This window comes from Tolypothrix sp. PCC 7712, from assembly GCF_025860405.1.
In the GTDB taxonomy this organism is placed as follows: Bacteria; Cyanobacteriota; Cyanobacteriia; order Cyanobacteriales; family Nostocaceae; genus Aulosira; species Aulosira diplosiphon.
The window spans coordinates 6,989,613-7,010,702 of record NZ_CP063785.1 but is presented as its reverse complement, the minus strand read 5'-3'; the positions used below and the strand labels follow the sequence as shown (position 1 = coordinate 7,010,702).

Annotated in this window: 19 protein-coding genes; 11 read left to right on the top strand and 8 right to left on the bottom strand. The window is 41.5% G+C overall.

Features of this window, described 5'->3' with window-relative positions; all coding sequences use genetic code 11:
* The first annotated feature begins 123 nt into the window (after positions 1–123).
* From HGR01_RS28935 to HGR01_RS28910, 6 genes are all read left to right on the top strand, one after another.
* Positions 124–363, top strand: a complete 240-nt coding sequence (locus tag HGR01_RS28935) for a WD40 repeat domain-containing protein (RefSeq protein ID WP_052335300.1) — start codon at positions 124–126, stop codon at positions 361–363.
* A 163-nt stretch (positions 364–526) separates the two neighbouring features.
* Entirely contained in the window at positions 527–1,831 is a 1,305-nt protein-coding gene (locus tag HGR01_RS28930) for an O-acetylhomoserine aminocarboxypropyltransferase/cysteine synthase family protein (RefSeq protein WP_045872235.1), read from the top strand.
* Positions 1,832–1,934: 103 nt separating this feature from the next.
* Positions 1,935–3,011 carry a homoserine O-acetyltransferase MetX gene (metX, locus tag HGR01_RS28925; RefSeq protein ID WP_045872236.1) on the top strand — a complete coding sequence of 359 codons (1,077 nt, stop codon included), beginning with the start codon at positions 1,935–1,937 and terminating at the stop codon, positions 3,009–3,011.
* 552 nt (positions 3,012–3,563) lie between these two features.
* The gene (locus HGR01_RS28920) at positions 3,564–4,229 is read left to right on the top strand and encodes a class I SAM-dependent methyltransferase (protein ID WP_045872237.1); all 666 of its coding nucleotides are present in this window, start codon (positions 3,564–3,566) and stop codon (positions 4,227–4,229) included.
* 6 nt (positions 4,230–4,235) lie between these two features.
* Positions 4,236–4,985 carry an SDR family NAD(P)-dependent oxidoreductase gene (locus HGR01_RS28915; RefSeq protein WP_045872238.1) on the top strand — a complete coding sequence of 250 codons (750 nt, stop codon included), beginning with the start codon at positions 4,236–4,238 and terminating at the stop codon, positions 4,983–4,985.
* Between the two features lie 797 nt (positions 4,986–5,782).
* Positions 5,783–5,914: a hypothetical protein gene (locus tag HGR01_RS28910; protein WP_255325274.1), complete on the top strand. Its 132-nt coding sequence runs from the start codon at positions 5,783–5,785 to the stop codon at positions 5,912–5,914.
* 199 nt (positions 5,915–6,113) lie between these two features.
* Here HGR01_RS28910 and HGR01_RS28905 read toward each other — a convergent pair whose 3' ends face one another.
* Both HGR01_RS28905 and HGR01_RS28900 read right to left on the bottom strand, forming a co-directional pair.
* On the bottom strand, positions 6,114–6,359 hold the full coding sequence (locus HGR01_RS28905; RefSeq protein WP_045872239.1) for a hypothetical protein: 246 nt from the start codon (positions 6,357–6,359) through the stop codon (positions 6,114–6,116).
* 183 nt (positions 6,360–6,542) lie between these two features.
* A complete protein-coding gene (locus HGR01_RS28900; protein ID WP_052335301.1) occupies positions 6,543–7,748 on the bottom strand; it encodes an MFS transporter in 1,206 nt (401 codons plus the stop codon).
* Positions 7,749–8,262: 514 nt separating this feature from the next.
* On the opposite strand from HGR01_RS28900, the gene HGR01_RS28895 reads away from it, so the two are divergent.
* Entirely contained in the window at positions 8,263–9,105 is an 843-nt protein-coding gene (locus tag HGR01_RS28895; protein ID WP_045872240.1) for a protein phosphatase 2C domain-containing protein, read from the top strand.
* Between the two features lie 74 nt (positions 9,106–9,179).
* On the opposite strand, the gene HGR01_RS28890 is transcribed toward HGR01_RS28895, so the two are convergent.
* From HGR01_RS28890 to HGR01_RS28880, 3 genes are all read right to left on the bottom strand, one after another.
* Complete coding sequence (locus tag HGR01_RS28890; RefSeq protein ID WP_155539435.1) at positions 9,180–9,659, bottom strand: bile acid:sodium symporter family protein; 480 nt, start codon at positions 9,657–9,659, stop codon at positions 9,180–9,182.
* A 355-nt stretch (positions 9,660–10,014) separates the two neighbouring features.
* Positions 10,015–12,408: an EF-hand domain-containing protein gene (locus HGR01_RS28885; RefSeq protein ID WP_045872242.1), complete on the bottom strand. Its 2,394-nt coding sequence runs from the start codon at positions 12,406–12,408 to the stop codon at positions 10,015–10,017.
* A 421-nt stretch (positions 12,409–12,829) separates the two neighbouring features.
* A complete protein-coding gene (locus tag HGR01_RS28880; protein ID WP_045872243.1) occupies positions 12,830–14,278 on the bottom strand; it encodes a hypothetical protein in 1,449 nt (482 codons plus the stop codon).
* Between the two features lie 251 nt (positions 14,279–14,529).
* Here HGR01_RS28880 and HGR01_RS28875 point away from each other — a divergent pair, with 251 nt between their 5' ends.
* From HGR01_RS28875 to HGR01_RS28865, 3 genes are all read left to right on the top strand, one after another.
* Positions 14,530–15,933, top strand: coding sequence for an amidase (locus HGR01_RS28875; RefSeq protein ID WP_045872244.1), 1,404 nt, complete (start codon positions 14,530–14,532; stop codon positions 15,931–15,933).
* Positions 15,934–16,165: 232 nt separating this feature from the next.
* Positions 16,166–16,864, top strand: coding sequence for a Crp/Fnr family transcriptional regulator (locus HGR01_RS28870; RefSeq protein WP_045872245.1), 699 nt, complete (start codon positions 16,166–16,168; stop codon positions 16,862–16,864).
* Positions 16,865–17,378: 514 nt separating this feature from the next.
* Positions 17,379–18,077 carry a response regulator transcription factor gene (locus tag HGR01_RS28865; protein WP_045872432.1) on the top strand — a complete coding sequence of 233 codons (699 nt, stop codon included), beginning with the start codon at positions 17,379–17,381 and terminating at the stop codon, positions 18,075–18,077.
* A 49-nt stretch (positions 18,078–18,126) separates the two neighbouring features.
* On the opposite strand, the gene HGR01_RS28860 is transcribed toward HGR01_RS28865, so the two are convergent.
* Positions 18,127–19,488 (bottom strand): cysteine desulfurase-like protein, encoded by a 1,362-nt coding sequence (locus HGR01_RS28860; protein WP_045872246.1) that lies wholly within the window; start codon positions 19,486–19,488, stop codon positions 18,127–18,129.
* 116 nt (positions 19,489–19,604) lie between these two features.
* On the opposite strand from HGR01_RS28860, the gene HGR01_RS28855 reads away from it, so the two are divergent.
* Entirely contained in the window at positions 19,605–19,757 is a 153-nt protein-coding gene (locus tag HGR01_RS28855; RefSeq protein WP_155539437.1) for a hypothetical protein, read from the top strand.
* Here the strand turns inward: HGR01_RS28855 and HGR01_RS28850 are convergent.
* Together HGR01_RS28850 and HGR01_RS28845 are read right to left on the bottom strand one after the other, a co-directional pair.
* Positions 19,747–20,661, bottom strand: coding sequence for an ATP adenylyltransferase family protein (locus HGR01_RS28850; RefSeq protein ID WP_045872247.1), 915 nt, complete (start codon positions 20,659–20,661; stop codon positions 19,747–19,749). The genes HGR01_RS28855 and HGR01_RS28850 overlap by 11 nt on opposite strands.
* A gap of 29 nt (positions 20,662–20,690) precedes the next feature.
* Positions 20,691–21,077 (bottom strand): hypothetical protein, encoded by a 387-nt coding sequence (locus HGR01_RS28845; RefSeq protein WP_155539439.1) that lies wholly within the window; start codon positions 21,075–21,077, stop codon positions 20,691–20,693.
* Positions 21,078–21,090 lie beyond the last annotated feature (13 nt).

Genomic DNA, 21,090 nt, shown 5'->3' with positions numbered 1-21,090 from the left:
AGTTGCTCTACTCAATACCTATGAAAACGCAATCTTCTATTTTCAAAGCCCTCACAGTAACTACCACTACAAGAAACTGATGGTAAAAACATTAAAATCTGGAACTTGAAAACCGGAAAATTAATGCATAATTTCTCTATAGGAATTGACCCTGTTAATGCTGTAGCTATTAGTCCTGATGGCAAAACTTTTGCTATCGGCAGTTTATCCCGAGAAATTCAATTGTGGGATTTGAAAACTGTAAAAGTAGTCAATAAATTGAGTGGTCATGGTGGTGGAATTTATGCTTTAGCTTGGAGTAAAGATGGTAAAACTCTCATCAGTGGTAGTGGCGATAAGTCCATCAAGATTTGGCGTATGTAGCCTGTCCATCAGCAGCCAAGCTGTCTAATTACTAGTTAACGTTAAGCAATGCTTCTTCCCCTTGCGCTTCAAGCCTAGGCTGATAAAATACTAAAAGCCGATAGACTTATAGTTAATTATTGGCGCTACAAAAGAAAAATATATTTGATGCAGATAATTGTCTATGTCGGAAAAATATCGCTTTGAAACCTTGCAAGTCCATGCTGGACAAGAACCAGCCGCCGGAACTAATGCCCGTGCTGTACCAATTTATCAAACAACATCTTATGTTTTTGATGATGCGGATCATGGGGCGCGGTTGTTTGCTCTGCAAGAGTTTGGTAACGTTTACACTCGGATTATGAATCCGACAACGGATGTATTTGAAAAGCGAATAGCTGCTTTAGAGGGAGGTGTCGCCGCATTAGCCACTTCTAGCGGTCAAGCTGCACAATTTTTGGCTTTAAGTACCATCGCTCAAGCTGGAGATAATATTGTTTCTACCAGTTTTTTATATGGCGGCACCTATAACCAATTTAAAGTTTCTCTGCCACGTTTAGGAATCAACGTCAAATTTGTGGAAGGCGACGACGCAGAAAGTTTCCGTCAGGCGATCGACGATCGCACCAAAGCATTGTATGTTGAAACCATTGGTAATCCCCAATTCAACATTCCCGATTTTGCGGCTTTAGCTCATATTGCTCACGAAAATGGCATTCCCCTCATTGTTGATAATACCTTTGGTGCTGGTGGGTATTTAGCGCGACCAATTGAACATGGTGCAGATATTGTTGTGGAATCTGCAACTAAGTGGATTGGTGGTCACGGCACCTCGATTGGCGGTGTAATTGTCGATTCTGGTAAATTTGACTGGGGTAATGGTAAATTCCCTATCTTTACTGAACCATCCCCAGGTTATCATGGGCTGAATTTCCAAGAAGTGTTTGGTGTCGGTAGTCCTTTTGGCAATATTGCTTTCATCATCCGCGCCAGAGTTGAAGGGTTAAGGGATTTTGGCCCTTCATTGAGTCCATTTAACGCCTTTCTGTTATTACAAGGGTTAGAAACTCTATCTCTGCGTGTGGATCGCCATGTCAGCAATGCTCTAGAATTAGCCCAGTGGTTAGAACAGCAACCACAAATAGCCTGGGTTAATTATCCTGGACTTCCCCAGCATCCTTATCATCAGCGAGCCAAAAAATATCTTAGACATGGCTTTGGTGGAGTCTTAAACTTTGGTATCAAAGGCGGATTAGAAGCAGGTAAAACCTTCATTAATAATGTGAAATTAGCAAGCCATCTAGCAAACGTTGGCGATGCAAAAACTCTCGTCATTCATCCAGCTTCTACAACCCATCAACAGTTAAGCGATACAGAACAAGTTTCCGCCGGTGTCACACCCGATTTAGTCCGCGTCTCAGTTGGTATTGAACATATCGACGATATCAAAGAAGATTTCGAGCAAGCATTTGGGAAGATTAGTCATTAGTTATTGGTCATTTGTCATTTGTCATTTGTCATTTGTCCATAGTTAGTGATTTTCTCCTATTCTTCCCTATGCCCCATGCCCTATGACCCATGCCCTAATATAAATGAAATACCAGCACTTCATTTCACCGCAAACTCAGTATTACCATCTCTCCCAGCCGTTTGAATTAGAGGGAGGTGAAGTCTTAACTGGCGTTCAAGTCGCTTATCGGACTTGGGGAAAGTTAAACTCACAAGGCGATAATGGAGTGCTGATTTGTCATGCTTTAACTGGTTCAGCCGATGCAGATGACTGGTGGAAAGATTTATTAGGTTCCAAAAAAGCACTAGATAGCGATCGCGATTTTATCTTATGTAGCAACATCTTAGGAAGTTGTTACGGCACTACGGGCGCTACTAGCATCAATCCCCAAACCGGAATCCCTTACGGTGCATCATTTCCCGTCATCACAATTCGCGATATGGTGCGTTTACAAGCGGAACTAATTAAATATCTGGGAATTAAATCTCTACAACTAGTAATTGGTGGTTCCCTCGGTGGAATGCAAGTACTAGAGTGGGCTTTATTATATCCAGAAATAGTGAAAGCGATCGCACCCATTGCCACTTCCGGTAGACATTCAGCTTGGTGTATCGGATTGAGTGAAGCCCAAAGACAAGCTATCTATGCAGATCCTCACTGGAAAGGTGGTAACTACACAGAAGAACAGCCGCCAAAGCAAGGATTAGCCGTAGCGCGGATGATGGCGATGAGTACTTACCGTTATTGGCACAGCTTTACAGAACGCTTTGGACGGCAGTATGATGCATCTGCCGAGCAATTTGCGATCGCTAGCTACTTACAACATCATGGTCAAAAGCTAGTAGATAGATTTGATGCCAATACCTACATTACTCTTACCAAAGCAATGGATCATCATGATATTGCTCAAGGTAAAGACTATGAATCTGTTTTGCAAAGTATTCAACAACCTACTTTAGTTGTCGGTATTGATTCTGACATTCTTTATCCCCCAATTGAACAACAAGAATTAGCCGATTTTATCCCCAACGCTCAAATAGCTTGGCTAACTTCAATTTACGGTCACGATGCATTTTTAATTGATACAGATGCACTAAACAAACTAATAATTCGCTTCCGCCAAGCTTTAAATTTAGAATTCAAAATTTGTAATTCGTAATTCGTAATTATCTTAAATAGGGTTAATTTTTATTTGTAATTTATCTACCATAAGTAGTTACACAAAATTAATTACACAATGTCATTGCGAATGTAGCGTTCGCGTAGCGTCCCGTTCGCGTAGCGTCTCCGTCAGGAGAAGGGAAGCGAAATGAAGCAATCGCAAGGGCTGGGATTGCTTCTCTTCGAGACGCTACGCGAACGCTTCGCTCGCAATGACTGTAAATATTTTTGTTTAGGTACTTACTATGTTAAAAAATGCAGCGTAGTAAAGATAAATTAGGTAAAAAATAATCATATAGCTCTTGTGATACGGGCATCTTACTCGTAGATTTTTTAGTCTTCTACTAATTCAAATTAATGTTGGCGACAGATAATTTCTTTGTAGGGGCACGGCACCATTAAGATAATTTGATATCCCCAAATATTTTGGATGCCGTGCCCTTACCGGTGTTTTTCCAAAATAGCTTCATATTTTAATATACTGTATTTTGATAGATTTACTGTATATTAAAACATGAAGCTCAAATAATATCCATAGTTATTGACTCTAATGGCTCCTAGTAAAACGCTGCATCTACCAAACGAACTCTATCAATATCTGTTGTCTATCTCTTTGCGAGAACCGGAATTACTCTTCAAACTGCGGGAAGAGACGGCGCGTCATCCCAGAGCAAATATGCAAGTAGCGCCAGAACAAGGACAGTTTCTCGGTTTTTTAGTCAAACTGATAGGAGCCAAGAAGACTCTGGAGTTAGGCGTTTTTACAGGTTATAGTTCTCTCAGTGTGGCTTTAGCCTTGCCACCAGAGGGTAAAATCATCGCTTGTGATGTTAGTGAAGAATTTACCAACATCGCGCGTCGTTATTGGCAAGCCGCAGGTGTAGCAGAAAAAATTGACCTGAAATTAGCTCCAGCTATCGAGACTTTAGATAAATTATTGGCAGCAGATGAGGCAGAAACCTTTGATTTTGCCTTTATTGATGCCGATAAGGAAAACTATTATGCATATTACGAAAGAGTACTCAAGCTGATTCGTCCAGGTGGATTAATTGCCATTGATAATGTGCTGTGGTCTGGACGTGCAGCCAACGCAGATGTGCAAGACTCAGCTACCAATGCTATCCGAGAATTTAATAGCAAACTGCATCAAGACGATCGCATAGATTTAAGCTTGATTTCTATAGCAGATGGACTCACATTAGCAATCAAACGTTAACCAATCATGACAGGTAAATTAGACGGCAAAGTTGCAATTGTTACCGGAGCTTCCTCTGGTATTGGTGCAGCCACCGCCTTAGCACTAGCAGCAGAAGGTGCAGCAGTGATTCTGGCTGCTCGTAGAGGCGATCGCTTAAATGCCTTGGCAGAAAAAATTGCTACTACTGGTGGCAAGGCTTTACCCATTATTACTGATGTGACAGATGAAGCTCAAGTCCAGAATTTAGTTCACAAAACAAAAACTGAATTCGGCCGCATAGATATCCTCGTCAATAATGCAGGTATTGCGGTTATTGGTGCGATCGATGGTGGCAATACCTCAGAATGGAAGGAGATGATTAATCTCAATGTATTGGGGTTGTTGTATGTCACCCATGCGGTATTACCCATTTTAAAAGCTCAAGGTGCAGGACATATCGTCAATATTTCATCTGTTGCGGGACGCACTGCAAGGGTTGGTGTTGGTGTATATAATGCAACTAAATGGGGCGTAAACGGTTTTTCAGAATCCTTGCGACAAGAAGTTTGTAAGCAAAATATCCGTATCACAGTTATTGAGCCTGGGTTAGTCAATACGGAGATAAATGATCATATTACCGACCCAGTTTTTAAACAACAAAGTGAAGCGCGTCGTCGTTCTGTGACACCTTTAGAAAGTGAAGATATTGCAGCTGCGATCGTTTACGCAGTTACCCAGCCATCCCGTGTGAATGTGAATGAAATCCTCATTCGGCCAACATTACAAGAATGGTAAGAGAACTCCACAGAATGATTGATCCAAAAGCTGTCATTGCGAGCGAAACGGAGTGTAGTGAAGCAATCCCAATATTTTGCGGTTGCTTCATTTCGCTTCCCTTCTCCTGACGGAGACGCTACGCGAACGGGACGCTACGCGAACGCTACATTCGCAATGACAATTGGGCATTTCTTTTTGTGGAGGTCTCTAAATACTTACAGCTATTTTCAGGTAAATGAACCACAATTTTATATCTCACGCAAAGGCGCAAAGTAACAAAGAAATACAGATATCAGCCTGTGGTCTAAATACATGAAAACTGCTGTAAGAAACAGGTTAACAAGGTTTCAAGATTTAATTAGTTATTAAATCTTGAAACCTTTATAATTTCGTGGCTAGCCCTAGCCTAGCTCCAAAATAATAATTGTGGGTTAATCTAGAAACCCTTATGGTATAAGAGGCGTTTTTAATTCACATTAGAAGTAATTTATATTTTTTAATTACTTTAAGTGCGAATTTTTTATAAAAAATTAAGTTAATAATTATAAATTACCTATTATATTTTTATTTTTCTAAAAAATATTAGCTGATAAAAATGTTTGATTTACCAGTTGCATTTTTTTGCGAACTGTGGAAGAATTTCTTATATAGCAAAATACGGTAAATCAATCGGCTTTTAGTAGCTTACTGATTACAACTTTTCATCTGCCATAAACATCGCAGGGATAGGCACAGATTTTATAGCTATTTAGGCTACTAAAATTAGTGGCAAATAAACCAACTTTTCAATAAGCTTAGAGTTCGTTTCAAAAGTTATGAAAATACCATTTCTTCCACAACGTCGCACTGTATTAAAGCGGATGGTGCAATATACATTAGCAGGAGTTTTTGCACTATCAGCACCTTTAACAGTAAAAACAAAAGCCGAAGCTCAAATATGCAGTTAGGGGCAATTTATGATTGCCCCGATAATTTGTATTTCTGTGGAAGTTATAATTTATCTGAATGCAATTGTGTCTCACTATAAGCCATACAATACTTTTCAATAAACGTCGTATAGTTAGACAACCAAAATAGGAAACTCTTATCTAGCTTGAAATTATTTATATTGTAGTCAGCCTTTGTCATCAATCCCTGATAAATCAGTTAATCAGAAGTGATTCCTAATTCAAATTTGGATTTTTTTAACTGTTCCCACATTGTTTCAATCTTCTGATAAGCTTCCTCTGGTGAAAGTTTACCGTTTGTCTCCAAGGAGGAAATATAACCAACTTTTTGAGAAAATTCTTGCAGATTCGCGTTAAATACTAAATTCTGCGGTTTTACTTGACCATGATAGCGACTGCGAGGATAGAGAAAGCCATCTTTGATTATGCCGTTTGATTCCGCCATAATGTGCACCTGCTGGTAATCTAGAAGGCAAAATATTAGCAATTCCTCAATTTCTTGGCAATTGATACTTTCACTAGATTAATAAGTACCGTTTAGCATTGAGGGATAAGTGTATTTCCTCAAAATCAAAGATGAATTTTTCCCAGTGCTACGGATAGTACTGAATTTGCTAGGAATCTGAGTCTATTTCTTACGTCCGCCAAAGTGCAAAATTACAGCCAAGCTTAATAGGAAAAGCCCCAAAGCACAAACCCCATTCCACTGCCCAATTACCCAACTATAACTACCAAGTAAAGAACCAAGTGCCCCACCACTGTAGTTAATCACCATATAAACAGTGTTCAATCGGCTCTCAGCATTGGGAACAAGATTATAAACACGGATTTGATTGGAAAGGTAAGCGCTATGCATTCCCAACTCTAAGATAATTACACCCAAAATCAGACCCATTAAATGAGTCCCTGTTAGCCAGAGAATTGTAAAGCCAGATAAAGCACAACAAAGAGCGATACCTACAACGCGCCTCGCGCCCCATTTGTCTACTAACCTACCCACCAGAGAACTTGTACCTGCTCCCACTAAACCGACTAAGCCAAATAATCCTGCAACTTGACTGTCATAGTTATAGACAGGGGATTCTAGCAGGAAAACTAGTGTTACCCAAAAGACATTAAAAGCGCAAAATATTAAAGCGATATTGAATGCAGCTTCCCGAAGTACAGGCTGTTCATAGGTAAGATGGGCAAGACTCTGCATTAGTTCTGGATAAGACATCTGTGATGAGGAGCGATTTTCAGGTAATTGCTGACGAATCGCTAAAGCCAGAACAATCATTACACCTGCAGAAATCCAATAAATTCCAGGCCAGCCCATGAGCTTACCCACAAAACCACTCACAGAACGAGCTAGCAAAACACTAATAATTAGCCCACTCATTAAAGTACCTATCACCTTTCCGCGTTGGTTGGGCGGGGTGATTTGAGCTACGAAGGGAAGAATTAAATGGGCAACAATGCTGCTAAACCCAAGAAGGAAACTTGCTACACCCAGCCAGATGATGTTGGGAGAAATGGCGACTGCAACTAGGGTACAACTCAGCAAGCCGAACATTTTAATAATCAGCTGTTTTCGTTCTAAGCGATCGCCTAGGGGCACTAAAAACAATAAGCCGGTTGCATAGCCTACTTGGGTAAGCGTCGGGATAAATCCTACCTGCTGTACAGAGATATGAAAGCTTCTGCTTATATCTGCTAACAGAGGTTGATTGTAATACACATTTGCTATTGCTAATCCACAGGCGATCGCTAATGTGAAAACAGTCGTTCGATTTGCTAGCAGATTGCTAAATGCAGTTGTATCGTTGCTCTGAGACTGCTCTTGAAAATCCATAAATATGTAGTTAATAAGTTGGGTTATTGCTTAATTTCCGGACTTATAGCATAGTTTTTCCCAACCACATGACAAATCAGCCTGATGCATCCTTTTCCTCTACAAATTTTAGCCATCACTGATGAATATAAGCATCTTTAGAAATTGGTAAAACAATTTTTATCATAGGCTAGATAATTGCTTACAAAAAGCTAGATATAGCTGTTTTTGTAGATTAAAAACAGCACAAAAATGTACAGATATATGTACACATCAACATAGTACTGTAAATGTATCGAGTTTTAGTATTTTCGAAATATCGATATAGAATGGTTACATAAAATCTCTCAAAGGGCAAGGTTTTTATCGCAAAGCTTCAGTAGGTTTAAAAACTTTGTAATTGAGTTGATTGCCAAATCATTTTATGTCATTATCTACAGGTATAGGTATTAAATACCCTTAGTAAATAGCCTGATATTTATTCGTACAAGTATTTAATATCTGGTACAGATATCTGTGAGGTAAGACATTAGAGATGAATCAAAACACCAGCTTCACAGTAGTAGAATCATTAAGTCGCTCAAAATACGGAGATCCGAGCTTAGGTGATGATCGCCTGGTTGTTACTAAGGACTTTGTAGCTGTCTTAGATGGCGCTACAGATGCATCAGGTGCTAGTTATGATGGGCTTTCTCCTGGTCGTTTTGTAGCAGAAATAGGCGCTCAAGCTTTAGAAAGTCTTGCGGCTGAGGCTAGCGCCACAGAAGCCATTGAGCAGTTAACTCAAGCAGTCAAAGAAGCTTTAGCAAGAGTTCAATCAGAGACAGTGCCAATTTTTGCGCCCTGTTTTGCAATCATACTCTTCTCTAATGCGCGTCGAGAACTTTGGCGGGTTGGAGATTGCCAATATTTATTAGATGGTAAAGGTCACAATCCTTTCAGTAAAGTCGATGAAGTTACAACTCAGTTACGTTCATTGATTGTGCATTCCTATCTAGCTCAGGGTAAAACAATTGACGAACTATTACAAAACGATCCCAGCCAAAATTTTTTAGTATCTATCTATAGATTGCAAGCATCGTTATGTAATTCTCCGGCAGAACCTTTTGGTTATGGTGTAATTAATGGTGACAAAGTCCCTGAGAAATATATTGAAGTGATTCAAATTCCCGAACAAATTAAGTCGGTAGTGCTTGCTAGTGATGGTTATCCAGATTTAAGAATAACTCTCATAGAAAGCGAGGCCATTCTCTCAGAAATGATTGCCAAAGACCCTTTATTTTATGACATTTATTTAGGTCAAAGAGGACTCGCCCCAGGTAGAGAGTCATTTGACGATCGCACTTATGTTCGATTGGAATTAGGGCATGGGGCATAGGGCATGGGGCATAGGGCATGAAAAAGACAGATTTTCATACTTATTTGTGGCAAAAACTGCTGTTAATGCCTGAATTATGAATATTTTCGCCAAATGGCGGCTATTAGGGAACCTGTAAGATTGTGACAAACGCTAAATATGGCTCCTAGTATTGCGGCTACTGGATCAAAATGTGCGATCGCTAATGCCACAGCTAAACCGGAATTTTGCATTCCTACTTCTATAGAAATTGTACGGCAAATAGCTTTAGGTTGACCTGTAATAGCTGCACCTATATAACCTAAAATTAAACCGAAAACATTTTTTATTGAAAGCGGCGGGAAACTCCATCCCCTTGTGGGTGGAGAGGGACAGCCGCCCCGCAGCTTGGGGCATTGGGCATTGGTAATTTCTTCGCCATGCCCCATGCCCGATTCCCCATGCCCAAAAACTCCACCCACAAGGGGATGGAGTTTTTCATGGCTTTTGGCTAATTTGTACCCATGATATGGCACATCAAACTTTAACTGGTTGGTAGTAGGAAGCGCGATCGCCCCTCCCTTCACCTTTATCACCCTTACCCCACTCAATCATCACGCGAGTGGGGTTAATTTTGGGATTTAAGCAGACTCTAACCGTTCACTCGTAGATTTTCCTTTTTAAACTAAACTGTTTAGTTTACCCTTGGATGCAGCTTCCGTAACACTACCCCTAATTACTTGCTGAAGAGCGAATTTTTCCAACCACAGCAACATATGTTGCTGCCTACCTCCGCCCTCAGCTATTTTTCAAGCTAGTTAAACAGAATTAATTACACAAATATTTTCTCTGTTCCCTGTTCCCTTCCTCCACGAATGTATTAGACATCTCCAAAATAGTAACGTTCTGTGGTAATAGAACATTAGAGGGTTAGCGGTGAGAGGATGTCAATTAAATCACTTCCACAAATAAGCCACTGCGGGCATACTCTTCTTCTTCAGGAGTAAAGTGGGGAGTTTGATCGACAATTTCCGGATCAAAGTGGTAGGTTTCCTGAAGAAATTGTCCGGCGATCGCAGCAGCTTCCAATTCTTGAATATAATCTTGGGCTAGGATGCAAGCTTCCCTAATGCCTGACTCATCGCCTTTTTCTAACAGCTTTTGCAGTGTTGCTCTTACACCAGCTAGCCGCGATGCTGGTTTAATAATTCCATAGAGGCGGTATAGTCGCTCAACGGAGATGCTGAGGTGTTTGAGTGCTTTGCTGCGTGCCAATTCGGAATCGAGACTGGGCCAGTAGCGGGTAGTGTAAAAAGCTTTCTCATCCTTGTGATACCATTCTTCAGAGCGAGCGATCGATGAGGAAACGGTGTTATGTAGTTTCCAGAAAAATAAGCGCAAGGCAGGGCCATCTACAACTGTAGATAGCTTGGCTTCCATCGATACTTCAAAATTATTCAGTTGCGGATCACGTCCCAGCAATAAATATTCTACTGGGTACATATCGACTTCTTTGTTCTGCACCACATACATATTTAGGTGGTGACGACAGTAAGGGCAGGGGTACATTGTGGCAAATAGTTTAAAGAAATCTTTGAAGATTTCTACCACCACTTTTTGTACTGCATTTGGCTTGGTACAGACAATTTCTGCTGTGGTGTGGAAAAATCGCCACACAGCAGGGCCAATGTAATAAGGAAAGCTGACGCGCATCTGGAAATCCTTCACGTCACTTCTTGCCAAATAGACATCAATGAATGCTACATACTGGGATAGTGCCCCTGACTCACGCCCAAACTCTTGGCGTTCACGCCGTTTTTGTACACCATTGAGATAGTGATGTGTCAAACGCCATGCCTGCTTCACGGCTAGCTTTTGTTTAGGAGTACATTGAGCAAAGTTTTGTACTACATCTGCCCCATAGCGGTCAAATTCTCCAGATGCTTTGGTATCTTCATACCATTGATCGCACGCCGCTTCATCAAGTACTGTGTTGCTTGGGATATCTGCGGCAGTGTTGACACTGAAGGCGGCTAGCAGCTTTGGCATAAAATCTTCATACCAATAAGCTACAGGCATCATCGCACCGGATATTTCTTCTGAAGCATCAGAGAGGATAACCCGGTGCCACTGCTGGAGGTAATCTTTGGGATTGCCTGCTGATTTAGCGGGTGGTGGGGCAAGTTCTGCATTCAGTTCCATCTGTCTGAGACGGTTGAGTTCGTTGATGGCAAGTACACCAGAGGCAATATCACGAAAACTGAATTGCTTTTTCTTGACAGTAATCGCAAACTCAACCCCGGCGGCAAACTTCTCTCTGACGGAGATTGATTTACGCCGTGCTTCCTGCATCGCTTTTTCCTCAGCCAGCATCTGGGGTGTTTTTTCGATGGTGTTCCAGTTCTTGATGCGGTGTTGGAGTCGGGCGTATTCTGCTTCGATGGATTCAACAACGGCATCTAATAAGGGGTAACAAGCTTTTTCTACGACATCTAACCCTTTATACAATGCGATCGCTTTTTGGACAAACTGCACAAAGTCGGTAATTTTGTAGGGCAGGTTTCTCACGCGCAGGTGGGTTTCGTGGTTGGCGGAAAAACTTTCACGGAAGCTGCGATAGGCAGCCCCTTGAATCAGGCGGAATAACCCGATTTGCATTTGCAGGCGAGAAGTGGCGCGTTCTTTTTGATCTTGGGGATGTAGGGCAAGCAGTTCTTTGAGTCGCGCTACTTCTTTGTCGTCGCTCTTTATTTCCTGTGCAGGAGATGTGATGGTTGATAATGTAGGTGCTGCCGTAGTAGCCGCTATATCTGAGGTGACGGTGGGTGAATTATTTGCTGGGGAACTAGTAAAAGCAATGGGTGAATCTTTATAGCCTGTGGTGATTTCTGACTCTTCTGGAACCAGTTTCATGAACTCTTGAAAGTCAATTGAGGCATCGCCATCATGATCGACTTCTTTAATCATCTCATCAAGTTCTTGATCCGTCAGTCCAAACTGACTCATGATGCTGTGTAGCTCGTTTGTGGTAATCTGACCGCTACCATCTTCATCAAACACACTAAATGCCAACTTAAGACGGCTTTTGCGATCGCCTTGTACTGACACCATCAGGGTTTTGAATTCCTCAAAATCAATACTACCTGATAAGTCAACATCTACCTCTTTGATCATATCTCGCAAATCGGTTTCACTAGGACTTTGCCCCAGCGATCGCATTACTTGCCCTAATTCATTTGTGGAGATGGCACCGCTACCGTCAGCATCAAATACTTTGAATGCTTCCCACAGCTTTGTTACTTCTTCTTCACTCATCACCTTTTTTTCTAGTTCTACCGTTGCCATCAATTCATTCCCCCGTTTTTTCAGTACGGTAAAACCTTAGAATGCTTTTAATTCCCAGTCAAGCAAGTAACAGTCAATCCAATACTTGTCGGTTAAGGGCAAAAGGGGAAGGGAAAAAGGGGCAAGAAAAAACCTTTAACCCTTACCCTTTCACCTTTTCCCCAAACCAAATTCCGACTTAAAAATCCTTAACCGAGCAGTATTGACAGTCAATCAATTTTGAATTGGTAACTCTTGATGGCGATCGCTTGGCTATTACTAACCAAGCACTGAGAGATTTATCAGGCTGTAACGGGTTATTGGTTAGAGATTGGTTGGTATTTGTCTTTTATTCTTCCCCATTCCCCATTCCCCATTCCCCATTACCCATTCCCCATTCCCCATTCCCCCTTATCCCCAGAGGGGGCCCCGAGTTCCCCAATCACTTACTACCAATAGCCTCATAGCTATTTTGATAACTAGTCAGCTTGTCTTGTACTTCTTTGGAGACTGATGTCCCTTCGGGAATGCTTTGTAATAAGTTAATTGCTGCTTGTAATTTATCTTTTGCTTGTTGTAAAATCACCGATTCTGGTGGTGCGTTTTTGGCAATAAACTCGGCTTCCACTGCTAATTTTTGAGCATATTCTAAGTTGGTAGCAGCTTTCTTTTCATTCAAAACTTTTTGACTGATAGCCGCATATTTAGTACGATAGCTAATTAGTTGTTTCTTCGCTTGAGGAGAGACTGGGGTTCCCTCCGGGATACTTTCTAATAATTGCACTGCTTGTTGCCATTTGCTTTCTGCTTGCTGCCAATCTTTGAGAGGTAGTGGTGGCTTTTGCACCATCAAAGAAGCTTCCAGACCAAGTTTTTGAGAAGCTTTGAATTTATCTACAACATTTTTTGGTTGTTTACCACTGACATTGCCTGACTGGAATTGAGTAATTTGGTGATAAATTGTCCAACCACCCAAGCCTAAAACTAATACGCTGGAGGCAATAAATAAGATTGAATTGATGCGTTTTCTGGCTAAATATTTCGCAGCTTTTCCCAAGGGATCACTCTGGGGTAAGCTAACTATAGCTTGTTCGGTTTGCGTTTTTAAGCTATTAATATTTTCAACTAAAGTATTGATATTATTTTTATAGGATTCGCAATCATTAATAAACTCTGTTAATGGTTGAAACTTGCCCATACTAGAGATAATGAAGCCATATTCATCGGATAGCCATTGTAGCTCTAGCCCATTTTGCCCACAGAATAACGATAATCCTAGCAAAATTACTAAAATAGTCTGGCTGCTATTAATACTGTCAAATACTATAGATAATCTCTGTTGAATTTCTAATAAATCAGATTGATAAGTAATAATTTGCTTATTTTGAAATTCTAATTTTTTCTGATTGCCAAAGGCTAAATTAATGGGAATTATTTGTTCAATTTCTCGGAATTTTTCGGGAATATTTGTATAGTTAATATTACAATTTAGCTGGTTAATAATTTGCTCATCGCTTAACATATCTTTGGCTATAGACTGAAGCAATTCACCCCACTCATGCCAGCGAACCATTTGGGCTTGTAATTCGGTTAAGGAAAGCTGTTTATTAAAACTGCCGAATTTTTCGGCAATAAATCCATTATCCGTAGAAAAATTGTCAGGTATCAATAATGTTCTGGCTGTAACCGCAGAAATCGCGCTACATCCATTTTGATGAGATTTTGTCACATCTAATTCTTGAGCGATCGCCACTTGCAGATTGTGCAATTTTTCTTGAGCTTCGCTTAAACGTGTTAATTCTTGCTGAATTGTTTCAGTGTTTCCCACAGTTAGCTTTAGCTCTTCAACAAGTTTTGGCAGTTCATTCAGTACCTTTTCTAATTCAGCCATAAATATCCCTTGGCGATTGTTGCAAGTGGATGCCAAACAATTAAAATTACGATGCAGTGAAGTTATGGCTTGATTAAAAAAATAACTACGCCCACTGCATACTAGTCAATACTTTCACGTAAGTGTACTAGTATCCTAGTTGATTGACAAATCTCAGCATTTACAGAGATATATTTCCCGAAAATCCTGCTAAAGTAACAAACTTAGTAGAAAATTGCAGAAAAAACCTCAAACTACTCAGTAGTTCACGCATGAATACCACTGATTTAGCTTTTACCCCAGCACTGAAGTTGGCGCAATTAATCCGTCGCCGGGAACTTTCGCCTCTAGAGTTGGTAAATGTATATCTAGAAAGGATTGAGCGGTTAAATCCCCAGTTAGGCAGCTATTTTACGGTGACGGCAGATTTAGCGATCGCAGATGCTCAAGCTAAAACAGAAATACTGGTAAATAGTTCAGAGTTACCGCCATTTTTTGGGGTACCAATTTCGATTAAAGACCTGAACCCGGTAGCTGGTGTACCTTGTACTTATGGCAATCCTGCTTTAATCAACAATATCCCTACCTATGATGATGGGATAGTTACCCGCATCAAACAAGCCGGATTTATTATCCTCGGTAAAACTGCCACTTCCGAAGTTGGTTCTTTTCCTTACAGTGAACCTATGGGATTTCCCCCAGCGAGAAATCCCTGGAATTTAGACTATACACCAGGCGGTTCTAGTGGTGGTGCAGCCGCATCCGTAGCTGCTGGGTTGAGTGCGATCGCTCAAGGTTCCGATGGTGGTGGCTCAGTGCGTGGGCCTGCAGCTTGTTGTGGTTTGGTAGGCATTAAACCATCACGGGGTAGAGTAAGTAATGCTCCTGTAGGCGATCGCCTTTCGGGAATTGCCACTAATGGGCCGATTGCTCGGACTGTTGCCGATGCGGCTGCACTTTTAGATACTATGTCAGGTTACGTAGTAGGCGATCCTTATTGGTTACCCGATCCGGAAACATCCTTCCTCTCTGCTACCGAGAAACCACCCCAAGAATTGCAAATTGCCTATACAACGATTATTCCTCCCTTGGGTGAAGCAGATAGTAGCTGTGAACAAGGAGTTTTGCAAACAGTTAAGTTGTTAGCACAATTAGGACACAAAGTTGTAGAAAAATCGCCAGATTTTAGCGGATTAATTGAACCATTTCCTATCATCTGGCAAGCTGGGGTAGGTGCTTCGGGAATTCCGGCAGAAGTTTTGCAACCAATGAACCGTTGGCTATTGGCGCGTTCTGGTTCTGCGGGTGAATATCTGCAAGCAGTATCACAAATGCAAATCGCCGCTAGACAAATTGTTGGGTTTTTCCATAATGTTGATGTGCTGGTATTGCCAGTTTATTTGCATTCTCCAATTCGCGTAGGCGAATGGGCTGACTTAAGTCCAGAAGACACACTCAAAGAGATTATTAACTGGATTGCGCCCTGTCCCGCAGCCAATGCTACTGGACAACCTGCGATCGCACTTCCTGTAGGATTTGATAGTAACGGTTTACCCATTAGCGTACAGTTAATTGGCAAACCCGGCGCAGAAGCTACACTCATCAGTCTCGCCGCACAATTAGAGGCTGCAAATCCTTGGATTCAGCATCGTCCAGCTTTTGCTATTGATAAATAAAGCATATTTTATCACTTGGATGGCAGGGGGGTAGAGACGCGATTAATCGCGTCTTTACAAGAAGGGGGAAAGTGGTTTTGAGTTTCCTTATTAAGATAAGTAAGTCGGTGGAAATAAACCCAAATATGTTAAAAACCGTAAATAGGTTTGACATCCTTACTAATGACAAATGACTAAAGACAAATGACAGCCTCAGCCAGTTATCTTTAATTTCGCCTACCTACTTAATGTCATGCAGGCATCATTGGAACAACTCTCTCAAATTACTGTGTTTGCAGGGTTAACAACTGCAGACAAAATTAGTTTGCAACCCCAAACCCAACTGCAACATTATAGTAAGGGGGAGATGATTCTCCATGAAGGCGATCGCTTACCTGCAAAATTATATGCTGTTGTTAGCGGTTCCATTCAAGTGAGCAAAACAGCAACCACAGGCAAAGAAACGATTTTGCGTACCTTAGCAGTAGGAGAGATTTTTGCTGCGCCTGCTTTATTAGGAAATGGAATTTCCCCTGCGACTGTAACGGCTGAATCTGAGTGTGAAATTCTCACTGTAGAGCGAGATGCTTTATTAAAGGCTATACAACAAAATCCTGAAATTGCCTTACAGATGTTGATGGTTTTTAACAATCGGATTCAGCAATTACATGAAACAGTACATGGATTAGTTTCTGAAAGAGCTATTGTCAGGCTTGCCAGATTAATTCAATATTATGCTGCCGAATCTGGAACTGAGCGAACTTCAAAAGGCGAGACTTTAAAAGTTAAGTTATCTTACTACCTTATGGCTCGTAGTGTTGGGATTTCTTACGAGGAATGCGTGCGTTTAATTAAAAGCCTCAACTCAATGATTACCTACAGTCGAGGTGGCAAAATTACAATTCTTGATACTAATCAATTAGATGCGATCGCTCTTGGTGGCATAGAGTAATCTTATTTTGTCACTTATTAAAGAAGCCAGTAGAATTGGGGGATTCTCCCCCAAACCCCCGATTGGGTGACGGTTGCGTCCCCCAAACCCCCTCCAAAATTATTGTTCTGTTTTTTGTTGAGTAACTAGTTTTTTGGTTTTGTTATCAATTAATTTTCTTAACTGAACTAAACTGTATTTCTTCATACCCATTACCCATTCCCCATTACCCATTCCCCAAAAACATGACAAATGTCATGGAACAACATGACAAATATCATCTTCAAGTCGTGACATTTATTCGATGGAACTTACTTATTAGTTCCGATAAATTAAACCTAGAAAGAAGTTGACTACTTCAATCCCGATTGTTTGCGGTTAAGGGAGAAAGGACGCAGAAAGAACCTTTCGCCCTTACCCTTTACCCTTTTTACCAAACTCAATATCAATTTCAAAAAAGCATACCGACGATAGACATTTTCCAATACTGATTATGAATAGCTTTATTTATGAATATTTCCAAGAGGTAGAATTTATGAAAATTGATGAATCTGCTAAAATTCGCCTATTAATTGTTGACGACCAAAGCTTGATTCGTCAAGGATTAAAGGCAATGCTAGAACAGGAACGTGATTTACAGGTAGTGGGAGATGCGGAGAATGGCAAAGTTGCCTTAGAAATGGTTGCACAACTCCAGCCTGATGTGGTGTTAATGGATATTCGGATGCCGGAAATGGATGGACGAACTGCTACAAAATTAATTGTAGAAAACTATCCCCATATCAAAGTTCTAATTCTCAGCACATTTGATGATGATACTTCTTTGGCTGGGGCTATGCGGGCGGGTGCAAAAGGATATTTGCTTAAAGATATGCCTTCCAGCGAGTTAGCAAATGCAATTCGCTTTGGACATTATGGCTATACTCAATTTGGCCCGGGGTTATTTGATAAACTTTTAGCGAAAGAAACATCTCCAGCCGAAACTAGTGAAAGTTCCGCGCCTGCAAAGTTATCAGAACTCACTGCACGAGAACAAGAAGTTTTGCAGTTGATTGGCGTAGGCGCAACCAACCGCGAAATTGCTCAAAAGCTATATATTACTGAAGGCACAGTAAAAACTCATGTGACAAGTATTCTCAACCGTCTCAATCTCAAGAATCGGTCACAACTGGCGATTTATGCAAATACTATAAATCACAAATCTGCTGAGGGGGAGGTAATCGGTAATAGGTAATGGGTAATGGGGAAAGAGACGCGATTAATCGCGTCTCTACAAAACTTGACTAGACCGCAATTTCTTGTAAGGCTTGCAATAGTTGCTCAATTTCCTCGGCTGTGTTGTAGTGTGTGAGTCCAATTCGCACTAAACCACTGGTAGGTTCTATGCCTAGTTTTTCGATCAGAGCGATCGCATAAAAATGACCATGCCAAGAAAATATTCCGCGATCGCCTAATGCTTTGGCAACAGTTGCGGGGGTTTGTCCGGCTAATCGAATTCCTACTGTTGGGGTTCGCCAATTAAAGCGCTGTGGATCGGTAATGCCATATAACTTTAAGCCAGGAATCGCCAACAATCCCGGAATCAGTTTGTGACTCAATTCTCTTTCATATTGTTGAATGCTGGACATCGCTGCTACCAAAGCCGCCCGTCTGCTGTGATAAGCAGATGTAATTGCAGGTGTCGCTGAATCTGCAGAAGTGAGGAAGCTGGGACAGTGGAATGTTTCTATACCTTCCTTATCCGCTGCGATTAAGGCAGAAATTAACTCGTTATCAACGTTAGGTGATACATGACAACCCAATTTTGTCAAGTAATTTATTGCCGCTACTAACCCAGCCAAGCCTTCATAATTCAAAGTTCCAGTTTCCCAGCGCGATGGGACATCATCAGGAGCGGGTTTGACTTTATATGGCGTTAATCGGGCAAGATGCTCACGCTTACCATACAAAACCCCTACGTGGGGGCCAAAGAACTTGTAAGCGGAACAGGCGAGAAAGTCGCAATCCAACGCATGAACATTGAGAGGCGCATGGGGCGCATAGTGAACAGCATCAACAAATACTAATGCGCCCACAGCATGAGCTAAACGCACAACTTTAGGGACATCGTTAATTGTCCCCACTCCATTAGATGCAAAGCCAATTGCGACTAACTTTGTACGTTCATTAATTAGCCGTTCCAGTTCACCCATATCGAGGGTGCAGTCTTCCACATTGAAACCCACCTCACGCACAACCACGCCTTTTTCCTCCAACGCATACCAAGGGGAAACATTGGCGTAATGGTCAAGCTGTGTCACAATAATTTCGTCGCCTGCTTGCAATTCTCGACCAATAGCGCGACTGACGCTAAAGGTAAGGGTGGTCATATTAGCACCGAATACCACCTCATCACTATGACATCCCAGAAAATCAGCCGTAGCAGCACGCGCCGCCGTCAACAGTGCATCTGTGCGCGCGCTAGTCGCAAAAGCCCCATGAGCATTAGCGTTTGACCTTACTAAATAATCACTGATAGCATCAAGCACTGCACCCGGTACTTGAGTTCCACCAGGGCCATCACAAAAAATTACAGGCTTACCATTAATTGTTTGTGTGAGTGCGGGAAACTGGCCGCGTATCCATTTCAGGTCAAAGTGATGCATAATGATTCTCCTGAAATTATGAATTATGAGTTATGAATTACGAATTAAAGCGGCTTTGACACATCAGTATTAGTGATGCTGCAAAAGATAACACATAAATTTTGGGACGGCACTTGTTGGGGAATGGGGACTGGGGACTGGGGATGAGGAAGCAGAGGAAGCAGAGGTGCAGAGGAAGCAGAGGAGCATGGGAGAATAGCCATTACTCATTACTCATGCCCAATGCCCAATGCCCCATGCCCCATGCCCCATGCCCAATTACCAATTAACAAAACCCACATTCTTAAGAATATTCATTGGCCCTTGGTCTTTAAGGAGTTGCATTTGTTGCTGATTTCGCACTAATAGCGCACCTGCAAAACCTAGTGAGTTAACAGAAATGAACTCGTATTCTTCTTGCGATCGCGGTACGATTAACATCCATTCTCGTGTTGCTAAAAGGTTGTACGCACCAGATTGTCTATGATCGTTAACCGCAGCTATCTCTACAGCATGGAGTAAAGCATAATATAGTTCCATTGTAGTTTTTGCGGCTGGTAATGGCGACTCTGCCCACTGGGAATTTAAAGCTGCAAAAGCGTGTTTAAAAGGTAAACCTGGTATGGTTGCAATCGCATCCTGAAATTTTGCTTTTGCTAACAACGGCTGAATAGGTATTGCATCACCTGAAGTTGTCAAAGGTAAAGGTACGATTTGCAAATGCTTGTGTCGCTGACTGGCCCCTGCAACTTGACCACCGTTATAAAATGCTAAACCATCATATTCCGCTAAACAAGCCCACATTGCTGCAAAATCTTCTAAGGTAAGTAGGCTTTCTTGTTCCTCAAAAGCGCGAGTAATAATCAATATATGATGGTCAACAACGTTAAATTTATTCAGGAGACATACATGAGTTTCAGAAATATCTGCAACAAATAAATCTTCTTCGTATGGGAGAAAAGGATTAAAATCCTTACCGGATGTGGCGGTTTGTTGAGCCTGTTTTTTCTTGGCTGCATCCTTACGCACAAGATTTGCCAAAATCCTCACCAAGAAACGTACACCATCCTGCTCAATATATTCAAAATCCGTTGGTATCGACAGCAACGCCCCACATTTCAAAGCAGATTCAGTACGTTCTATGACACTTTGCCATAAAGTGCCAGGTTGCAACAATATTTTTCCCTCTGTCATTTTTTTTCCTTCCGGCTCGGTGAAACATTTTAGCAGGAAGCGCTGGGGACTGGGGACTGGGGACTGGGGACTGGGGATTGGGGACTGGGGACAAAGGGACTGGGGACAAAGGGACTGGGGACAAGGGGAATAACAAAGGCCAAATGCAACTTAGTTGTAAGGCGATACATTAACAATGTAGGGCGATACATTAACAATGTAGAGCAATACATTAACAATGTAAGGCGATGCATTAACAATGTAAGGCGATGCATTAACAATGTAAGGCGATGCATTAACAATGTAGGGCGATACATTAACAATGTAGGGCGATGCGATCGCATTGTCGCTCGATACAATGACATTGTTAGAGGTGCGATCGCCTTCCAGCAAAAAAATTCAATTATGCGTTGTCGCAAATCCTCCACAGTCGCCAATCCCCAATCCCCA